Source organism: Rhodobacter capsulatus (assembly GCF_052363175.1).
GTDB classification, from domain to species: Bacteria; Pseudomonadota; Alphaproteobacteria; order Rhodobacterales; family Rhodobacteraceae; genus Rhodobacter; species Rhodobacter capsulatus_D.
In genome coordinates this window covers 2,490,715-2,508,524 of the sequence record NZ_CP198946.1, presented here as the reverse complement: position 1 = coordinate 2,508,524, position 17,810 = coordinate 2,490,715, and the positions used below count along the sequence as shown (strand labels likewise).

At 60.3% G+C, this 17,810-nt stretch carries 19 protein-coding genes and 1 pseudogene; 9 read left to right on the top strand and 11 right to left on the bottom strand.

Features of this window, described 5'->3' with window-relative positions:
- Positions 1-10: 10 nt before the first annotated feature.
- Genes ACTTAI_RS13160 through ACTTAI_RS13150 form a run of 3 tightly spaced genes read right to left on the bottom strand, consistent with a single transcriptional unit; the run spans position 11 to position 1,097 of the window.
- A complete protein-coding gene (locus ACTTAI_RS13160; protein ID WP_444452000.1) occupies positions 11-448 on the bottom strand; it encodes a hypothetical protein in 438 nt (145 codons plus the stop codon).
- Positions 445-855: a hypothetical protein gene (locus ACTTAI_RS13155; protein WP_444451999.1), complete on the bottom strand. Its 411-nt coding sequence runs from the start codon at positions 853-855 to the stop codon at positions 445-447. Before ACTTAI_RS13155 ends, ACTTAI_RS13160 begins: the two co-directional genes overlap by 4 nt.
- Positions 852-1,097 carry a hypothetical protein gene (locus tag ACTTAI_RS13150; protein ID WP_444451998.1) on the bottom strand — a complete coding sequence of 82 codons (246 nt, stop codon included), beginning with the start codon at positions 1,095-1,097 and terminating at the stop codon, positions 852-854. The genes ACTTAI_RS13155 and ACTTAI_RS13150 overlap by 4 nt, the downstream gene beginning before the upstream one ends.
- An 84-nt stretch (positions 1,098-1,181) precedes the next feature.
- Here ACTTAI_RS13150 and ACTTAI_RS13145 point away from each other — a divergent pair, with 84 nt between their 5' ends.
- Both ACTTAI_RS13145 and ACTTAI_RS13140 read left to right on the top strand, forming a co-directional pair.
- Complete coding sequence (locus tag ACTTAI_RS13145) at positions 1,182-1,850, top strand: S24 family peptidase (protein ID WP_444451997.1); 669 nt, start codon at positions 1,182-1,184, stop codon at positions 1,848-1,850.
- Positions 1,822-2,388 carry a YbjQ family protein gene (locus tag ACTTAI_RS13140; protein ID WP_444451996.1) on the top strand — a complete coding sequence of 189 codons (567 nt, stop codon included), beginning with the start codon at positions 1,822-1,824 and terminating at the stop codon, positions 2,386-2,388. The genes ACTTAI_RS13145 and ACTTAI_RS13140 overlap by 29 nt, the downstream gene beginning before the upstream one ends.
- A 1,098-nt stretch (positions 2,389-3,486) precedes the next feature.
- Here the strand turns inward: ACTTAI_RS13140 and ACTTAI_RS13135 are convergent.
- The 5 genes from ACTTAI_RS13135 to ACTTAI_RS13115 form a co-directional block, all read right to left on the bottom strand.
- Positions 3,487-5,064: a DUF262 domain-containing protein gene (locus tag ACTTAI_RS13135; protein WP_444451995.1), complete on the bottom strand. Its 1,578-nt coding sequence runs from the start codon at positions 5,062-5,064 to the stop codon at positions 3,487-3,489.
- A gap of 6 nt (positions 5,065-5,070) precedes the next feature.
- Entirely contained in the window at positions 5,071-5,802 is a 732-nt protein-coding gene (locus ACTTAI_RS13130; RefSeq protein WP_444451994.1) for a hypothetical protein, read from the bottom strand.
- A gap of 463 nt (positions 5,803-6,265) precedes the next feature.
- Positions 6,266-6,604: a hypothetical protein gene (locus tag ACTTAI_RS13125; protein WP_444451993.1), complete on the bottom strand. Its 339-nt coding sequence runs from the start codon at positions 6,602-6,604 to the stop codon at positions 6,266-6,268.
- Positions 6,605-6,637: 33 nt separating this feature from the next.
- Positions 6,638-7,189: a recombinase family protein gene (locus ACTTAI_RS13120; RefSeq protein ID WP_136905549.1), complete on the bottom strand. Its 552-nt coding sequence runs from the start codon at positions 7,187-7,189 to the stop codon at positions 6,638-6,640.
- Positions 7,190-7,807: 618 nt separating this feature from the next.
- Entirely contained in the window at positions 7,808-8,434 is a 627-nt protein-coding gene (locus ACTTAI_RS13115) for a hypothetical protein (protein WP_444451992.1), read from the bottom strand.
- Here ACTTAI_RS13115 and ACTTAI_RS13110 point away from each other — a divergent pair.
- Entirely contained in the window at positions 8,412-8,837 is a 426-nt protein-coding gene (locus ACTTAI_RS13110) for a phage protein GemA/Gp16 family protein (RefSeq protein ID WP_444451991.1), read from the top strand. The genes ACTTAI_RS13115 and ACTTAI_RS13110 overlap by 23 nt on opposite strands.
- Here ACTTAI_RS13110 and ACTTAI_RS13105 read toward each other — a convergent pair.
- Positions 8,771-9,505 carry an ABC transporter permease subunit gene (locus ACTTAI_RS13105; RefSeq protein WP_444451990.1) on the bottom strand — a complete coding sequence of 245 codons (735 nt, stop codon included), beginning with the start codon at positions 9,503-9,505 and terminating at the stop codon, positions 8,771-8,773. The genes ACTTAI_RS13110 and ACTTAI_RS13105 overlap by 67 nt on opposite strands.
- Before the next feature lie 181 nt (positions 9,506-9,686).
- On the opposite strand from ACTTAI_RS13105, the gene ACTTAI_RS13100 reads away from it, so the two are divergent.
- Both ACTTAI_RS13100 and ACTTAI_RS13095 read left to right on the top strand, forming a co-directional pair.
- The gene (locus ACTTAI_RS13100; protein ID WP_444451989.1) at positions 9,687-9,875 is read left to right on the top strand and encodes a hypothetical protein; all 189 of its coding nucleotides are present in this window, start codon (positions 9,687-9,689) and stop codon (positions 9,873-9,875) included.
- Between the two features lie 71 nt (positions 9,876-9,946).
- Positions 9,947-10,096 (top strand): annotated as a pseudogene (locus ACTTAI_RS13095) (IS3 family transposase); the annotation flags it as partial.
- An 84-nt stretch (positions 10,097-10,180) separates the two neighbouring features.
- Here the strand turns inward: ACTTAI_RS13095 and ACTTAI_RS13090 are convergent.
- Positions 10,181-11,101, bottom strand: coding sequence for a proline iminopeptidase-family hydrolase (locus ACTTAI_RS13090; RefSeq protein ID WP_444451988.1), 921 nt, complete (start codon positions 11,099-11,101; stop codon positions 10,181-10,183).
- A gap of 77 nt (positions 11,102-11,178) precedes the next feature.
- A complete protein-coding gene (locus ACTTAI_RS13085; protein WP_444451987.1) occupies positions 11,179-11,958 on the bottom strand; it encodes a helix-turn-helix transcriptional regulator in 780 nt (259 codons plus the stop codon).
- Positions 11,959-12,238: 280 nt separating this feature from the next.
- On the opposite strand from ACTTAI_RS13085, the gene ACTTAI_RS13080 reads away from it, so the two are divergent.
- From ACTTAI_RS13080 to ACTTAI_RS13065, 4 genes are read left to right on the top strand one after another with little or no spacing between them, the layout of a single operon-like run.
- Positions 12,239-13,921 (top strand): ABC transporter substrate-binding protein, encoded by a 1,683-nt coding sequence (locus ACTTAI_RS13080; protein ID WP_444451986.1) that lies wholly within the window; start codon positions 12,239-12,241, stop codon positions 13,919-13,921.
- Between the two features lie 25 nt (positions 13,922-13,946).
- A complete protein-coding gene (locus tag ACTTAI_RS13075; RefSeq protein WP_444451985.1) occupies positions 13,947-14,981 on the top strand; it encodes an ABC transporter permease in 1,035 nt (344 codons plus the stop codon).
- The gene (locus ACTTAI_RS13070) at positions 14,981-15,952 is read left to right on the top strand and encodes an ABC transporter permease (protein WP_444451984.1); all 972 of its coding nucleotides are present in this window, start codon (positions 14,981-14,983) and stop codon (positions 15,950-15,952) included. The genes ACTTAI_RS13075 and ACTTAI_RS13070 overlap by 1 nt, the downstream gene beginning before the upstream one ends.
- The gene (locus tag ACTTAI_RS13065) at positions 15,949-17,778 is read left to right on the top strand and encodes an ABC transporter ATP-binding protein (protein ID WP_444451983.1); all 1,830 of its coding nucleotides are present in this window, start codon (positions 15,949-15,951) and stop codon (positions 17,776-17,778) included. Before ACTTAI_RS13070 ends, ACTTAI_RS13065 begins: the two co-directional genes overlap by 4 nt.
- Positions 17,779-17,810: the final 32 nt, after the last annotated feature.

The following is a 17,810-nucleotide window of genomic DNA, read 5'->3' as shown; positions in this document are numbered from 1 at the left end:
GGCAGTGATCTCACGCCTTGCCGAAGAGGAGGATCTCCAGATCCTGCGCGACAGCCTCGAAAGCGGGATCTCTCTCGCCCGGAAGTCCATGCAGCTGAACATGCTGAACGATCTGCAGGATCTTCTTCGCGCGTTCGATGCGGCGATCCCGCCGGATCGCTAATTCTTCCGGCGTTACCGCGAACATTTCGGCCATGTCTTTTTGGCGGCGGGCGCGCTCCGCCGCACGACCGACGAACCCGTCTTTCCGTGCAGGCTTGGGCACCGGCGCGCCGGTCCACTTCGGCGCCGGGACAACGCACAAGGCCTTGGCGGCCTCTTCCGTCGCATTGGCTCCCACCGGGAGGCTGAGCGCACCTTGGACGGTGCCCCCGTCGTGAAGCGCGGCCAATTCCGGGCAGATCATCAGCGCCACGCTGCGGCGCAGGCGGTCAAGGGAGCGCATCATGCGGCCTCCGTAACGTGCGGCGCTGCGGGATCGACCCAGAGAGCCCCTTCCAGCAACTCACTCAGTTGGCGGGGCGGCAGAGCGAGCTCGAACAGCAGCCCGCGCTTCAGGCATCGCGCCTGGCGCCAGGCGAAGGTCCAGGCCTCGCGCGTCGTGAACCAGATCCAGGTGGTGTGGTTCTCCATCACCTCCGTGGGGTTTGCGCCCGCATCGGCGCGGCGGTCGATCTCGTCGTCTTCGATGGTGCAGATGGAAATCATCGGCACGCGGAGGGCCGGATGCCCGGGCAACGCGCAACGCCAGATATCCACCCCCTCGATCCCGCCTTCGTTGCCCAAGGCATCGAAAATCGGCGGCCATTTTTCCGGCTCAAAGACCGAACCAAACATCAACGTTTGCGCCATCATGCGGCCTCCTTCTTGCTTTTCGGGGGGCGGGGAATGTCGCGCGGCCATTCGAGGTCCGCGGGCCAATTCGTTGAAAACCAGCGCGTCACACGCTCCGCTCGGCGCAGCGTGCAGCTTGATCCAGCCTTGAGGCCGGGGAGCCATTTTCCGTCATTTTCTGCATAGGTGGACACGGTCGAGAGCTCGAGCGCGCAATGGCGCCCGTAGGCCTCTGCCAGTCGGATGATGTGCTCGGTGCTCATAGTTTCTCCGGTATCGTTACCGACACAATAAAAGGTAACGTTACCGATAGTCAAGCCGAACGTGTTCGGTAATAATACCGACAGATGGAAGACCTTGGTAAACAGTTCGGGGACATCGTTGCTCAGCGCCTAAAGGCGCTGGATACAAACGCTTTTGCTGTTGAGAAGGCATTTGGCCTGCCCGCCGACGCGATTCGGAATGTTATCCGAAGTGAGAAGCGGGCCGGGCCGACGCTCTCTAGGGTTCAGGAAATATGTGAAGCGCTCGACTTGGATATTTACATCGGTCCACGGAGATCGACTTCCCCCGTCGAGACGGTGGTTCTCGGCAACGAAGACTTCGCCCCGATTCCGCGCCTCGACGCCCGGATGTCCGCGGGGCCGGGGGCGGAAAACGGCGACGTGCAGGTGATCGAGAAGCTGGCATTCCGCCGCGACTGGTTGGACCGCATGGGAGTAGATCCAACGCAAGCCGTGCTCGTCCAGGTCTCGGGCGATAGCATGACGCCAGGGCTGCACGATGGCGATCTGGCCCTGATCGACCGCCGCCGCAACAAGGTGCGCAACGGCAACGTCTACGCCCTGACCGACACCGACGGCTCGACCAGGGTGAAGCGCATCGACCTGCTGCCGAACGGTCTCATTCTGCGCTCAGACGCCCCGTCATATCCGGCCGAGTTTCGCCCCTGCGACGACGCCAACAGGTTGCAGATTATCGGCCAGGTTGTATGGTCTGGTCATTCTTGGGGATAGCGACGCCGGAGACTTAACCGAAGGGATTGAAGTCATGGCCCAGTGTTCACGTTGCAAGGCAAATACTTACGTCGATCCTGCTACGGGGCTTTGCTTCGAATGCGCGAAGCTTCCCGAAGCCCAAAGCGCCGCCACACTTCGCGCCGCTGGTCCTAAAGAACTGGCCGCAATCATCCTGACGACCGAAACCGCGCCCGGCTTGGCTATTCGGCAACGCCTCGGCATTGTTAGCGCCGAGGTCGTGATCGGAATGAACCTGTTCGAGGACATCGCAAGTTCGTTCCGGGATGTTTTCGGTGGGCGAAGCAAGACCCTGCAAGACAATCTGCGCAAGGCGAAGGATCAGGCGCTGCAGGAGTTGCGTCAGGAGGCACATGCGCTTGGCGCGAACGCTGTCGTCGCTACAGCCTTGAACTACAGCGAAGTGAGCGGCGGTGGTAAATCAATGCTCTTCCTCGTGGCCACCGGCACCGCAGTAACCTTGTCGGACGCCCAAGGTGAAAATGTCATCCCAGTTCGTACCACAAGAGCACTATAAGTGCATGGCAACTATTCTCTTTATTTCCAGCTACTTAACTAGAACTGGGATGTTTTGAACGAACTGGGTATCAATCATCCCAGTTCCGCACTTGGTCTTGGCGTGCAATCCACCCTTCAAAGACAGTTTGAACGCCTGTTTTTATTGACGTTCTCGGCGCTCATCGCCTTGGCGACGGCAGGTCCTCGATCATCTCTGGATCGCCCGCGAATGGCGCTTTTCTGCGTTACTGCATGACATGGTGCAGGGCGCTTCTCGACTGCCCCCGATGTACGCAAGCCCCTTGTTTTATTGACCCTTCCAAGGTCTTCCGCCTTCAGACGGCCTCTTCCGGCTTCCTGCAGAATGTCGTGTCAAACAACACCTGGTTTGAGCGTCGAATCGGCATCGGCGCATGAATGCGAGGATAGTCCTTGAGTGATCTGTAGTGATCGGGGCAGTCGTCATGCTCGGGCTGAAGCGTCTTTTGGACGATAAGCACAGAGTATAACCGAACTATCTGCCGACAGGGTGAGCCCAAGGTGGTTTCCGAAGCTTCACTTGTCGCTTATAAGTCAATGCCTTGCAGAGCTCTCGGGCGCAAGTGATCACTGCGTGGCGAACTTTGTGAAACCACCCTGAGTCCTCATGAAAGTGAAACTGGGCAATCTATATTTCGTCTTGCAGCTTGATGAATCCACAAAATATGCCGCTGTCCATTACGGCACTCGCCGCCTCACGTTGCGTCTTCTACGCCCAATATTACGGGGACGATTGGTACACATCTGCGCAGCACTGTCGGCTGATGATCGATTGCAATGGGGGGTAGTCCATAAGGATATGGCGCGGCGGTCTCAGCAAATGGCGAGCGAGAAACTATGGACTAGTAAGAGAAGCTCGGCAATGCTCAGTATTAGGGCATTACGACCGGAGGACGCGCTCTCGCGAACGTTGCATCCGACTGTGTGCGGTCTCTAAGATCTTTCAACGACACCCAATGAACATTCAATAACCTGGCTATAAGCGGTTCTCACTGCCGTTTTGTCGCCTGGCTCAGCGTGCTAATGCCCGGCAGGTAATGCGCCTCTTCCTACGGCTAATTCGACACCAAGCAAAAATTCATCCAAGAACTCCCTGACAATATTCAAAAATGCTTGCCGATCTCTTGGACAAGAACGACAAATGATCGTCACTCGCGAGCGCTGCGGCAGCATCCCTAGAAATAAACTGACTCGCCAAAGCTTCTAAGCGGCCGGCCTCAAGCGCATCAACGATCAAATTCTTTGCATGCAAATCTGAAGCCTCGTGGTCAAGGCTAGTTAGAACGGAATTACTAAATAGCTTTGACGAGGTAACTGGATGCTTTAGCACATCATATACTTCCGCTTTGCTTAAGGCGCTTATAAATTGAGACGTCGAGTTGCTCGATAGATACTCGAAACTGGGAATCTCCGCCCCTGTTTTGAGATCCTTTGCTTTATTTCTGGCAAGAAGCATGCGGAACGAATTTGTAAGCGCCGCACCACTCCGTACCGGCCTCACAAGAAAATCTCTCTCGCTAAATGAAACTTGTGCGGGTGCAGAAATATAACTACTTTGCCGTAAGTTTGACCAATCTGCAAGCAATCTTGAGACGTAAGTATCTGGCTTGCCTTGAAGTTGCTCATTCAGACCGCACGCCCAGAACCATCTTTCGAACTGCTCACTTAGTTTCTCAAGCTTTCCTTGGTGCATCAGCGAGAAGGCTAGAAGAATCTGCCCTTGGTAAGAGACCACCTCGGGAGACCTTATGCCAAAATGACTATGCAGAAAATCAGCCGTCGCCTTAACGACATCGGGCAGCGCGTCAAATGCCTTGTGGAGTTTTGCTTCATCCTGATTGCGAAGTTGTACTAGCGACTCGGAAGATATATTTAGGTTCATCATAATCGCAACGCACTTCACAATAGTATCACTATCTAGGGGCCAATTAAATTCATTGAGCGCTGCGGTGGCTTCGTTAAGTTTCTCGGATAAATCGAATGTGCTTGACCAAGTAATGGCGCGCATGAAGTCAACAGAATTGAGCCTTGTTCCAGTAGAATTAACGCGCTCAAAAATACCCACGACTCTGTCAACGTCAGTGCTCTGTATGGTAACGGTGGGTATCATGTACTCTTGAAAGGCTGCTTGGAGCTTTAGCACGGTATCGAGCAGGATGTCACCGTCGGGTTCCAAGGCTAACTCAGACTGCAGATCGAGTAGTTTCTTGGGGACAAACAAGCTGGAAAGCGGTACTGAGATATGTTCTTTTTGTTGACTTGACTCCAAATGATGGAACTTCATTTCCCTGAGATCATATCCCACATTCAGCTTCTCAATGGAATTTCCTTTGGAGTAGTTAAATGCCCCAAAAAGAGTTGTTAGGCGCTGCATGCCGTCTAGGACATAGCTCAGCGGGAAAATTTCAGGGACATCTGGAAATGCAGTAAATGTGCCAGGCGCCACGTCAAGCACTTTCCTGTCTACGCGCCAGAGAAGCAAGCTTCCTATAGGATAGCTTTCATAGACGCTATCCAGCAAACCCAAAATCTGCTTCTCGGTCCAAACATACTCCCTCTGAAAAGCTGGAATCTTTAGCTCGCCGTTGGCAATCTGGCGGAACAGTGTGACCAGGTGAACAACGGAAGGCTGAGGCGCGCTGATTCTATTGGACATCTTGTTCTATTTATCCTTGTCGGCTTGTTTCTCTTCTTTAGCAGGAATATTATTGGGTTGCAAAATAGAGTCGCGGAATTCTAAGATCACCCCCTCAAGTAGGTGGAGGCCGTGACTTATATAGTAGGGGCGAAACTCTTTGGAGTTTACATTCCAGCGCCATCCAGGGGTCTGCTGCTCACCGAGACGCGCAGCTTCGTATTGAATATGTGTGAGAGAGCCTATTACTTCTGCCAATTGGGTAGTAAACTGAAGTTCTATGGAGACTTTTGCCGGTCCTGCTCCGACAAAGTCTGTAATTGGCTGCTTGTAGTAAAAGTGCCAGGCATGATAACCTAATCCGGTGGTGACATCGCGATATGAGCTTTCAATCCCTAGTGAAGCACATTCCGCGCTCAGCCTGCGACAGACAAATTCTGGTCCATCCATATACTTGCAGATGAATCTAGTTCTGAAAAGATCATCGATATGCTCGTGGAAATTCTTCAATGTCAGTTCGACAAAGTCTTTTTTTCGGCGATACACACAGTTCACTCTATATATCTTATTTAATACGCTCTTGAGTGGCTTGTGGCTAAGAGTTGCCGACGATGGGTCCGTCAAGAAAAGCATATCTGACTGGATGTATTTATTTTGAAAACTCGATAGGGCGCGAAGGATTTCATTAAATTCTTTTGTTTTTAGTTCGCTGGTTAATCCATTCAAGTATGTCTCGTAATAGCTTTCGTTTTTATACATCTTTTCCTCGCAGCCATTTAAGAGCTGTTCGCAGTACTCCTCGCAGGTCGGCTTTGGCTCTTCTGTCAAAGTCATCCTCAATCTGATCAGGAAATCATGGGGGGAGCATACGCCTGAACTTATTCTGCTTCAAGTATTTAGTCGCGCTCAGCTCTGACTGGATTCTTCTTGAGTATGTATGTATGGGTTTTTCGAAAGGGTGCATCGTGGACTTGCAATATCTAGGTGCGCTTCAAGCGCGAAGTAGTCTGCGTGGCGACTGTACTGGCGCCTCTCCGACCGCGGCGCTGAAATAACGAAGTCGCAGCCTGCCTCCTGGTGCCGCAGTTTGGAGCCGTGCCACTCGGAGTACTAGGGGCAAGGGCCTTCTGGGGGGTAACGCTCTCCCTTCAAGTATTAGGAGCGACGACACGGCCTCATCGCTTGCAAAAGCTACCATTAATCACTTCACCCGAAGGGCGCTCTAAGTTCCAAACCTAAACAGCCCAGGAGCGGGCTTGAGCCTACTCCCAGGGCGTCTGGACTGCGGTCTTGGGGCTTCTCCCCCGTCAACCTCACCCCCTCCCTGGCCCTCGGCGATGCGCTTCAGAAGCTCATGGTTCTCCAGGGCCAGGGCCATGTTCCCGGCAAAGACGATGCTGCAGAACAGCCCTCCCAGGGGCGTCATCAGCCCCGTCTCTCGGGCCTTGGGCGTGTCCCCAGCGATGAAGAAGCCAAGCCCCACGATCAGGGCCAGGGCCAGGAACACCCCGCACCAGGCGAAGAAGACGATGCGGTAAAGGGTGATCAGTTTGCGAAGCATGATGCTCTCCTGTGTCGTGATCTTGGGGGATGCTCAGGCCGCAGCCGAGAGGACGCGGTAGACCGAGCGCTCAGAGATGCCGAGCTTGCGGGCGATCTCCCGCTTCGGTGTCCCTGCCGCCAGCAAGGCCAGAGCTTCGGCCTGCTTGAACTGCGCCGTGGGCTTGCGGCCCTTGTACTTCCCATCGGCCTTGGCCTTGGCGATGCCTTCCCGTTGCCGCTCCAGCATCATCTCCCGCTCGAACTGCGCCACGGCCCCGAGCACATTCAGCATCAGCTTGCCGGTGGCATTGGCCGTATCCAGCCCTAGGTCGAGCACCCTCAGCCCCACCTTCTTGCGCTCTAGGGCCTCCACGATCTCGCCCAGGTGACGCACCGAGCGGGCCAGACGGTCGAGCTTGGTCACCACCAGAGTGTCGCCTTCCCGAACGAACTCCAGCGCCGCAGAGAGGGCGTCTCGCTGCCCCACGGAACTCACCTGCTCCTCAAACAGCTTCTCGCACCCGAGGGCCTGCAGGGCCTTCCTCTGGGCCACAAAGCCCGCAATCTGGTCCAGGGTCGAGGTGCGGGCATAACCGATCAGAATGTGATCCTCCTTAGTCTGCCAATAGGGTCAAAGAGGTGGGGGGAGAGGCGTCTGCCAAAACTCCGAACCCACTTCCATGACGGGGCTATTCCGCCACAGATGACCCTGCCTCTGGGGCAAGCTTCAGTGGCAGAGGGGATCAGCTGGGGTCTGGACCTGGGATGGCCCTGGGAGACTCGGAGAGGGCCGCAGAATGGCCTTCCTGGGCTTTCCCGTGGGTGAGACTCGGGACGGCAAGAGGCGACTCCACGGCCCTCCCAGGGACTCTGGCGAGGTCCTGGGCCGTGGCGCTTTTCAACCCGTCAGAGGGGGGGTGGGGGGTTTGGGAAGCGACTTCAAAAAGAGGAGTTATATTATTACTCTTATTGTTCTTCTTGGCGCTGAGCCCCCACCTCTGACCGAAAGGGAAACCCTTGGGGAACACTTACGTTTCCAAGTAAATTATGGCTCTTACGTTTCCAAGTAATGCCCAGGTCGTCCTGAGAGAACCTTAGCCTCCAAGGCATACCAAGTATCTGATGATAGGGGTATATTACCTTAGATACCTACCTTGGATCATCCAAGGCTACCGCCCAAGGATCGACCTTGGAGGGCCAAGGGGCAGCCGAGGGGGGGGACTTATTTGCATCTGACCTCAGGCAGGCAGCCGAAGCGATGCCCGTAAGCTTCCACCAGACAGGTGAGGGCCAAGTCCTGATGCTGTTTGGCGACGATCAAGCTGTCAAAGACGGGCAAGGCAGCGACACCGTGATCATGCCCAAGACGGGTCAGGCACTCCATGAAGCACTCGGATTCCTCATATTGCAGCCGAGCCCAATCCATCGAGCCCTTCTTGAGCTTGTTCAGGATCGGATGCTTGGCGATCAGGGCGTCAAGAACCTTTCCGAGCTTGTAGACGGTGCTGATTTTCCGGCCTGTGCGCTTCATGTAGTCCTCGCTTAGCTTCTTCGGGAAGCGGGTCGGTTTCGATCCTTTCCCCGTCATCGCCGCAAAGAGCCCCTTCACCACCTCCCGCTCGACACCAGCCAGGAAATAGGGGTCGTCGTCGGTGTCCAACTCCAGATCGTGCAGGGCGTAGAGGATGAAGAAATGGCTTGACCGAACGTCAAGCTCGACTGTGGGCTCACCCCGGCAGGTGATCAGGGCGCGGTCTTCTTTCGACCTCTGCTGCCAATCATCCTCGGAACAGCAATAGAGCCTTCCGCCCATGTTGAAGTCGAAGTTGTGGAAGTTGGACGAGGACACGCGGCACGATCTGCAGCTTGTCGTGACCGGCAAGGCCAGCATGGCCGAGATGACCGAGGCGGATCTTGTCCGCGTCGTCGATGCGCTGAAAGCCCGCGGGTTTCAGCCCTTCGGCAAGGCCGCGTTCAAAGGCCGTAAAAGCGGCGTGAAGGCGGCCGTGAAACCCGCCGCAGCGCGGGCCGATCTGCGCTTTGTGCATGTGCTCTGGCGCAAGCTTGGCGAGGCCGGTGCGGCGAAGAAGCCGGGCCGTGACGGGCTGAACGCCTTTATCCGGTCGCGGTTCGAGGGCAAGTGGCAGTCGGTGCCGATCGATGTCGATGCCCTGCGCGACGCCGGTCAGATCAACGACGTGATCCGCGCGCTGAAGGACATGTGCGAGCGCGCCAACGTGGTGATCAAATGACCATGCTGCACACCTTCCATGCGCTGCGGCCGAGGCCGGGCGTGCCAAGGCCCAGGAGTCCGCGATACCAGTCGAGCGTAAATCCGTCCCAAATCAGCATGTTGACCGGGTTGGCGTTGAAGGAATAGCCGATGATGACGAAAAGCGGCACGTAGAGGAAGGCAAAGAAGCCAAGCGCGAAAAGTGTCAGGAACGGGCGTTTCATGCCGCACCCCCGCCTTTTTCGCCCGCGTTGCGAAGATCGTCAGCGCACCGAGCACCACCGCCATCACCACCATGGCGAGCGCCGAGCCAAAGGGCCAGTTGCGCGAAGAGAGGAATTGCTGCTCGATCAGGTTGCCGGTCATCAGCCCCTTGGCGCCGCCCAGAATGTTGGGAACGATGAAATTGCCCACCGCCGGGATGAAGACGATCACCGATCCGGCGACGACCCCGGGGAGGGTCATCGGGAAGATCACCTTGAGGAAGGTCTGCCAGGGTTTTGCGCCCAGATCGACCGATGCCTCACTCGGCTCGCTGGCATCGCGCTCTTGACCCAGCCACCGCGTCAGCGTCGAAAGGCCAATGCCCAGATCCTCGGCGATCTCTCGCCGCGTCTGGCCAACGGTCAGCGCCAGTGGTACCGCTTCACGCCGAAATTCCGGCGGAGGTCTGTTCGCGTTGCCCATAGAACACCTCCTGGTTCCTCAGCCGGTGCTCTCCACATTTTTCGGGCAAGTCCGCACATGTCGCACCAGACGAAGAAGACGATCCGGTAAAGAGACGTGATTTTGCAGATTTCGATCTGCGATTGACCTTCGGTTAACCTCGATCCGCGAAGCTCGGAGGGCCATCGATTGGGGAATCGTCATGCAGCTTTCGCAAATCACCACGCAACCGCCTGTGGTGTCTAAATATGGAAACGTCACCTTCCTGCTCTGGCGGGGCGCGGAATTCGGGGTTGTCCTGACCTGCGATGGTCGCCCGGGCAAGTTCACCGGCCCATTCTTGCGCGAGGAAGTCGAAGATGCGATCGCGCCCTATGCGCAGCTGATCTGAGGCTTAATCAGACGTCGGAACCAGCTTTGCGTGCCCGCGCCACATGCCATGGATCCGGTATGATCGGTGACCCTTGGCGCAGCGTCGAGGCCGTCGAATGCGCAACACTGGAATGGGTCGACCAGTTCAACAACCGCCGCCTGCACGAGCCGATCGGGAATATTCCGCCCGCCGAGGCCAATTTCTGCGCAGCTCTGGAAACTGAAGCCATGGCCGCGTAGCTAACACAAATCAGCCTCCGGCAAACCCGGGGCGGTTCGACCTCCGCCAAACCCGCCGCGGTTCACATCCAGCTGGGCCGCGGTTCAGGCGTCATGGAGTTTCAGGAAGTCCGAAACCGTGGCGAGACAGAGATCCTTCTCCTCGACATGCGGCATGTGCGAGGACTGCTCGAAAAGCACCCAGCGGACGTTCGGGATGTTTTCGAAAAGCGGCTTCGTCACCAGCGGTGTCGCCTCGTCGTATTTGCCCGAGATCACCAGGGCGGGCACGTTGATCAGGGGCAGGCGGTCCTCGATCGTCCAATCCTTCATCGTGCCGATGACATGGAATTCCGTCGGCCCGTTCATCGCGTTGTAGACGGTGCTGTCGAGCTCCATCAGCTCGAAGGTGCGCGTCACCTCGGGCGGCCAGGGATCGACGCGGCAGACATGGCGCATGTAGAACACCCGCGAGGCCGCCAGATATTCGGGATCACTCAGCGTTCCGGCGCGTTCGTGGCGCAGGAGCGTTTCCTGCACTTCGGGCGGCAATTCGCGGCGCAGCCGGTTTGCCTCGGCCACCCAGGTGGGCATAGAGGCGAGCGAATTGGCGAAGATGATCGCCTTGAGCCCCTTCGGGCGGCGCACGGCATGTTCGCCGCCCAGCATGCCCCCCCAGGACTGGCCAAGCAGCGCGTAACGATCAGCGATGCCGAGATGGGCAAGGAGGTTGTCGAGTTCGGCCAGGAACAGCTTCACCGTCCAGAACGCGGGGCCTTTCTCGGGCAGATGCGTTGAGTTGCCGTTGCCAAGCTGGTCGTAATGGATCACCGCGCGGCCATCGAGCGCGGTGATGCCCTTGAAGCTGTCGACGTAATCATGCGTGCAGCCCGGCCCGCCATGCGCGATGACAAGCGGCAGCTTGCCATTCGTCAGATCGCCGGTGACGCGATACCACGTCTGCCAGTCGCCAAAGGCGGCCTTGCCTTCGCGCGTCGGAATGTCCGTCCCGTCCGGTCCCTGCATCTCATCCTCCCGTGCTGCCCGGTCAAGCCTAGCGAAGGCCTGCGACCCGGGGCAGCTATCAAGAATGAGAGGAGGCGTCAGATCAGCCCGCGCCGGACCGCTTCGGCCACCGCATGGCTGCGGTTGCGCGCACCCAGTTTGCGCACCGCCGCGTTGAGATGCATCACCACCGTCGGCACGGAGCGTTCGATGAGCCGCGATGTTTCCTTGGCAGACCGGCCCTGTGCGGCATGGTCGAGACATTCGCGTTCGCGCGCGCTCAGCGCCGGGGGCCGGGTCTGGGGCGGCGCGGTCTCGGCGGGCGCGGGGGCGCCGATGTCGTTCTGGAACGCCTGTGCCATCAGCGCGAAGCCCGGCAGAACCTGCGCCGCAACGGCCGCGAAGGCGCGTCCAGGGCCGTTCCAGAGCCCGTTCACCGTGACATAGCCGCCGCCGGGCAGATGGATCGGCACGGTGATGCCATTGACGAAGCCGCTCGCCGAGATGAACTCGACCACCGGGCGCGAGTTGCGGGTCAGGAAGTTTGCGCTCAGATCGCCCGCCTCGGCGTCATAGCTCCAGACGAAGGGCGCGACCGACTGCACCGCCACCGCCTGCACCGGATCGACATGGGCATAGCCGCGGCCGCACCAGTAGTCGATCATCCCCGGATCGAGGTTGCGCACCATCATCACCGCGGGCGCCGTCACCGTGCCATCGGTTTCCCGATGCCGGGGGGTGTAATCGTAGATCAGCGCCGAAGCGCCAAAGCCGCGGGCGATCTCGAAGAAGCGGTCCACCTCCCGCCCGAGCCCGGAAGCCCCGGCGGCCTCCGGGCCGGGACGGGGTGTCGCGTGATGCGCGGCAGATGATGCCATGTGCTTCCTCCCCAGCGGCCCACTATCAATCTTGATAGGTTACGCAGGACGGGACCTTGCCACAATATCGGCCGATGGGAAGGCACCGATGCGCCCGAAATCAGAGAAACGATGCCGAGGCGTGAAGAAAAGCCCGAAAATCGAGCAATCTGCCGCTGCGCCCCGCCCCCTTTTGCGGCGGCTCTGGCACAGTGGCACCGAGAGACTCGATTCGACTTCCCGTTCTGCCGAGCCGGGGCGCCCGCGCCCGGACATCCAGCAATCCAGCAAGGAGTAGACCATGATCCCCAAGCTTACCCCCGCAAGGACGGCGCCCCGGGCCGGAACCGTTGCGACGCTCGCGCTCATGGCGGCGCTCGGCCCGACGCTGGCGCAGGCCGAGGACGCGCACCGCGGCGGCACGCTGCGGCTCGTCTCGGTGTCCTCACAAGGCACGCTTGATCCGCATATCAACTACACCTCGCAGTTCTGGCAGCTTTACGCCTTCCTGTATGACGGGCTTGTCGGCTTCAAGAAGGTGGGTGGCGCCGAGAGCAAGGACATCGTCCCCGATCTGGCCGAGGCGATGCCGGTGATCTCGAACGACGGCAAGACCTACACCTTCACCCTGCGCAAGGGGATCAAGTTCGCCGATGGCTCCGACATGACGGCGACGGATGTGGTGGCCTCGTTCCAGCGCATCTTCAAGGTGCTCGGCCCGACCGCGGGCACGTTCTACAACGGCATCGTCGGTGCCGACAAATGCCTTGCCGATCCGGCAACCTGCACGCTCGAGGGGGGCGTGATCGGTGACGAGGCGGCTGGCACGGTGACGATCAACCTGACAGCTGCCGATCCGGAACTGCTCTTCAAGCTTTCCGTGCCGCATGCCGCGATCCTGCCCTCGGAAACCACGGCCAAGGACAATGGCAACACGCCCATTCCGGGCACCGGCGCCTATGTGGTGAAAAGCTACGACGCCAACAATTCCATGGTGATCGTGCGCAACCCGGCCTTCAAGGAATGGAGCAAGGACGCCCAGCCCGATGGCTATGTCGACGAGATCGACTATGCCTTTGGCGGCACCGAAGAGGCGGCGGTGAACGCGATCATGAACGGGCAGGCCGACTGGATGTTCGACACGCCGCCCGCGGATCGTCTGGCGGAACTTTCCACCTCGGCCCCCGGGCAGATCCATCTCTCGCCGCTTTCGGCCTGGTGGTATGCGCCGATGAACGTCAACCTGCCGCCCTTCGACAACGAGAAGGCCCGTCAGGCGCTGAACTATGCGATCGACCGCGATGCGCTGGTCTCGGTCTTTGGCGGCCCGGCGCTCGCGAAGCCCGTCTGTCAGGTGCTGCCGCCGGAATTCCCCGGCCACGAGGATCAATGTCTTTACACCCTTGATCCCGGCACCGAATGGACCGCGCCGGACATGGACAAGGCGCTGCAGCTGGTCGAGGAAAGCGGCACCAAGGGGCAGAAGGTCACCGTGGTGACCGAGGACAACGCCGCCTCGCGCGGGATTGGCACCTATCTGCAATCGGTGCTTTCGGATCTGGGCTATGATGCCGCCGTGCAGACGATCTCGGGCGACATCCAGTTCACCTATATCCAGAACACCAACAACAAGGTGCAGCTCTCGATCTCGCAATGGTATGCCGATTATCCGGCCGCCTCGAACTTCCTCAACGTGCTCTTCGGCTGTGACTCGTTCCACCCCGGCACCGATGCCTCGATCAACATTTCGGGGATGTGCGACAAGGACATCGACGCGCAGATGAAGGCGGCGATTGCGCTTGGCGCCACCGATCCGGCCGCGGCCGACAAGGACTGGGCAAAGATCGACCGTGCGGTGATGGAGAAATCGCCCGCGCTGCCGCTTTTCACGCCGCAACAGGTGGATCTGCTCAGCACGCGGGTGGGGAACTACCAGTTTTCGAGCCTGCACCACTGGCTGATCGCGAATGCCTGGGTGCAATGAGACCCATGACGGTGATCCCCCGGATATGACAGCTGATCTCACCACCCCGCCTCCGGCCGCATCGGCCGGGGGCGATCTGCCCCCTCCCGCGGGCCCGTGGCGGCGTGCGCTCACCGGCCTTGCCTCCAGCCCCACGGCAGTGCTGTCGGGGCTGGGCATCCTGTTCATCGTTCTCGCGATGGCGCTTGCGCCGGTCTATGCGAAATATGTCGCCAAGACTGACCCGTTCCGCTCGGGGCTGAGCGCGAAGATCCTGATCGACGGCAAGCGCTCGCCGGTGATGGTGCGCTCGACCGAGGGGCTGGGCCTTGGCGTCACCCCGATCGGCCCGACATGGGGGCCGCAATATTTCCTTGGCGCCGACAACCAGGGCCGCGACGTGGCGGCGCGGTTTCTGTATGGCGGGCAGAATTCGCTCTTCATCGCCGGGGCCTCGACGCTTCTGTGCCTCGTCTGCGCGGCGCTTGTCGGCATCGTCGCGGGCTATGCCGGGGGGGTGGTCGATACGGTTCTGTCGAACCTGATCGACATGATCTGGGCCTTTCCGGTCTATCTGCTGGCGATCTCGCTTTCGATCGTGATGCTCGGAAAAACCTTTGATTTCGGGCCGATCCACCTGTCGTCATCGAGCCTGATCGTGCCGATCGTGATCATCGGGCTCGTCTATGTGCCCTATGTCGCACGGCCCGTCCGCGGCCGGGTGATCGCCATCACCAACAGCGAATTCGTGCTCGCCGCGCGCGGCCTTGGCATCCGGCCCTCGCGCATTCTCTGGCGTCACATCCTGCCCAATGTCGCCACCACGCTGATCGTCTTCGCGCCGATGCTGATGGCGCTCAACATCGTCACCGAAAGCTCCTTGTCCTTCCTGTCGGTCGGCGTGCAGGCGCCGAATGCCAGCTGGGGCACGATCCTGCAGGACGGGCAGGCGCTGCTCTATTCCCGCCCCGTCGTCTCGATGGCGCCGGGGATCGCGATCATGGTGACGGTGATGTTGCTCAACCTCTTCGGGGACGTGCTGCGCGACATCCTTGATCCGAAATCCGTGCGGGGGCGCTGATGCTGGCGGCAGTTCTGGCGCGGCTTGCGCGGATGACGGTGGTGATGGTGGGGATCAGCATCCTGACCTTCCTGATCTTCTTCGCCACCCCCGGCGCCGATCCGGCCGCCCGCATTGCGGGCCGCAATGCGGCGCCCGAAACGGTGATCGCCGTGCGCCATGATTTCGGCCTCGATCGGCCGATCTGGGTGCAATACGGGGTGATGATGCGCAAGATGTTCATCACCGGCGATCTGACCTCCTTCGTCAATCGCGGCGAAAAGATCGTCCCCGCGCTGCGCGCCGCCGCCCCGGTGACGCTGTCGCTCGTGGCGGGGGCGGCCGTGCTCTGGATGGCGCTCGGCGCCGTCACCGGCATCCTCGCCGCGGCCACCAAGGACCGGTGGCCCGACAAGATCCTGATGGGCGTCTCGATGATGGCCGTCGCCATGCCCGTCTTCTGGGTCGGCGAGATGGTCAACCTGATCACCCAGAGCCGGTTTCACGACACCTGGGCCTTTTCCTGGGTGCCGCCCTTGGGCTACGTGCCCTTCACCGGAAGCCCGCTGCGCTGGGCTCTGGCGCTGTTCTTTCCGTGGCTCACGCTGGCGTTCCTTTACATCGGGCTTTACGGGCGGATGCTGCGCACCGGCATTCTTGAGACCTATCAGGAAGATTACATCCGCACCGCCCGCGCCAAGGGGCTGACGGCGCGGCAAGTTCTGCTCAAGCACGCCACCCGCAGCGCGATCATTCCCGTCGTCATCATGTTCGGCATGGATTTCGGCGTGCTGGTCGGCGGGGCGGCCGTGCTGACCGAAGTCGTCTTCGGCCTCAACGGCGTGGGGCGGCTGACCTATCAGGCGCTCAAGGCGCTGGATCTGCCGATGATCATGGCCTCGGTGCTGTACGCCTCGTTCTTCGTGGTGCTGGCCAATGCCGTCGTCGACCTTCTGTGCATTCTGATTGATCCGAGGATGCGGCGCAAATGACAGCCTCTTTCCAATCCGCGCCGATCCTGAGCGTGCGCGATCTGCGCGTCTCCTTTGCGGGCGCGCGCAAAAGCTGGACCCGGGTGGTGAACGGCCTCTCGCTTGATGTGGCGGCGGGGGAAACCGTGGCGCTTGTGGGCGAATCCGGCTCGGGCAAAAGCGTCACCTCGCTTGCGCTGATGCGTCTGCTCGATCCCGCGAACAGCCGGATCGAGGGCCGCATCACGCTCGACGGCCATGATGTGCTGGCACTTTCCGAGGCCGAGATGGTGGCGAAGATCCGCGGCCAGCGCGCCGCGATGATCTTTCAGGAGCCGATGACCAGCCTGCACCCGATCTACACCGTGGGCGATCAGCTGATCGAGGCGCTGACCTGCCACCGGCCGATGCCGCTGGCTGAGGCGCGCAAGGCGGCGGTGGCGCTGATGGAACGGGTGCGCATCCCCGATGCGGCGCGCCGGCTGGGCGATTATCCGCATGCGTTTTCGGGGGGCATGCGGCAGCGGGTGATGATTGCGATGGCGCTGGCCTCGCGGCCGAAACTGCTGATCGCCGATGAACCGACAACCGCGCTCGATGTCACCGTGCAGGGCGAAATCCTGTCGCTTCTCAAGGAGTTGCAGGCCGAATTTGGCATGGCGATGCTGTTCGTCACGCATGACATGGGGGTGGTCGCGGAAATGGCCGATCGCACCGTGGTGATGCTGCGCGGCGACGTGGTCGAGGACGGCCCGACCGAGCAGGTGTTCCGCGCCCCGCGCCAGCCTTATACGCGCGCGCTTCTCGCCTCGGTTCCGGCGCTTGGTTCGATGGCGGGCGAGCCGGTGCCGCTGCGCTTTCCGGTGATCGACATTGCCACCGGGCAAGCCACGCCGGGCACGCCGCTGACCCGTCAGCCCGACCTCACGGCCCCGCTCTTGGAAGTACGCGATCTGGTGACGCGGTTCGATGTGCGCGGCGGGCTGTTGCGGCGCAAGGTGGCCCGCGTGCATGCGGTCGAAAACCTGTCCTTCGCGATCCACCCGGCCGAGACGCTGGCGCTGGTGGGCGAATCCGGCTGCGGGAAATCGACCACCGGGCGGGCGATCATTCGCCTTGCGGCCGGGCAGTCCTCGGGCTCGGTGCGGCTGGGCGAGACCGAGCTCTTCGGGCTGGATGCCGGGCGGTTGCGGCTGCAACGGCGCGAGATCCAGATGATCCCGCAAGACCCGCTGGCCAGCCTCAATCCGCGCATGACGATCGGCGAGGCGCTGGTCGAGCCGTTCCTCGAACACCGCATGGGCAGCGCCCCTGAGGCGCGTGCCAAGGCGGCGCGGCTGATGGGGCAGGTTGGGCTTGATCCGGCGATGCTGGAACGCTTCCCGCATGAATTTTCCGGCGGGCAGCGGCAGCGGCTCTGCATTGCCCGCGCGCTGATGCTCGATCCGAAGGTGATCATCGCCGATGAATCGGTCTCGGCGCTGGATGTGTCGGTGAAGGCGCAGGTGGTCAATCTGCTGCTCGACATTCAGGAACGCACCGGCATCGCCTTTCTCTTCATCTCGCATGATATTGCCGTGGTGGAACGGATCAGCCACCGCATCGCGGTGATGTATCAAGGCGAGATCGTCGAAATCGGGCCGCGCGCGGCGGTGATGGAAAACCCGCTGCATCCCTATACGCGCCGGTTGATCGACGCGGTGGCGATCCCCGATCCGGCGCGTCGCCATCTGCGCCGCAGCCAGCCGCCGTCGGAGCTGATGAACCCGATCCGCGATCTGGGCTTCGTGCCACCGAAACGGCGCTACCGCGAAGCCTCGCCCGGCCATTTCGTGCGCGAGGACTGAGCCTTTCCGGCCCGTCATCCCCTTCAACCGTC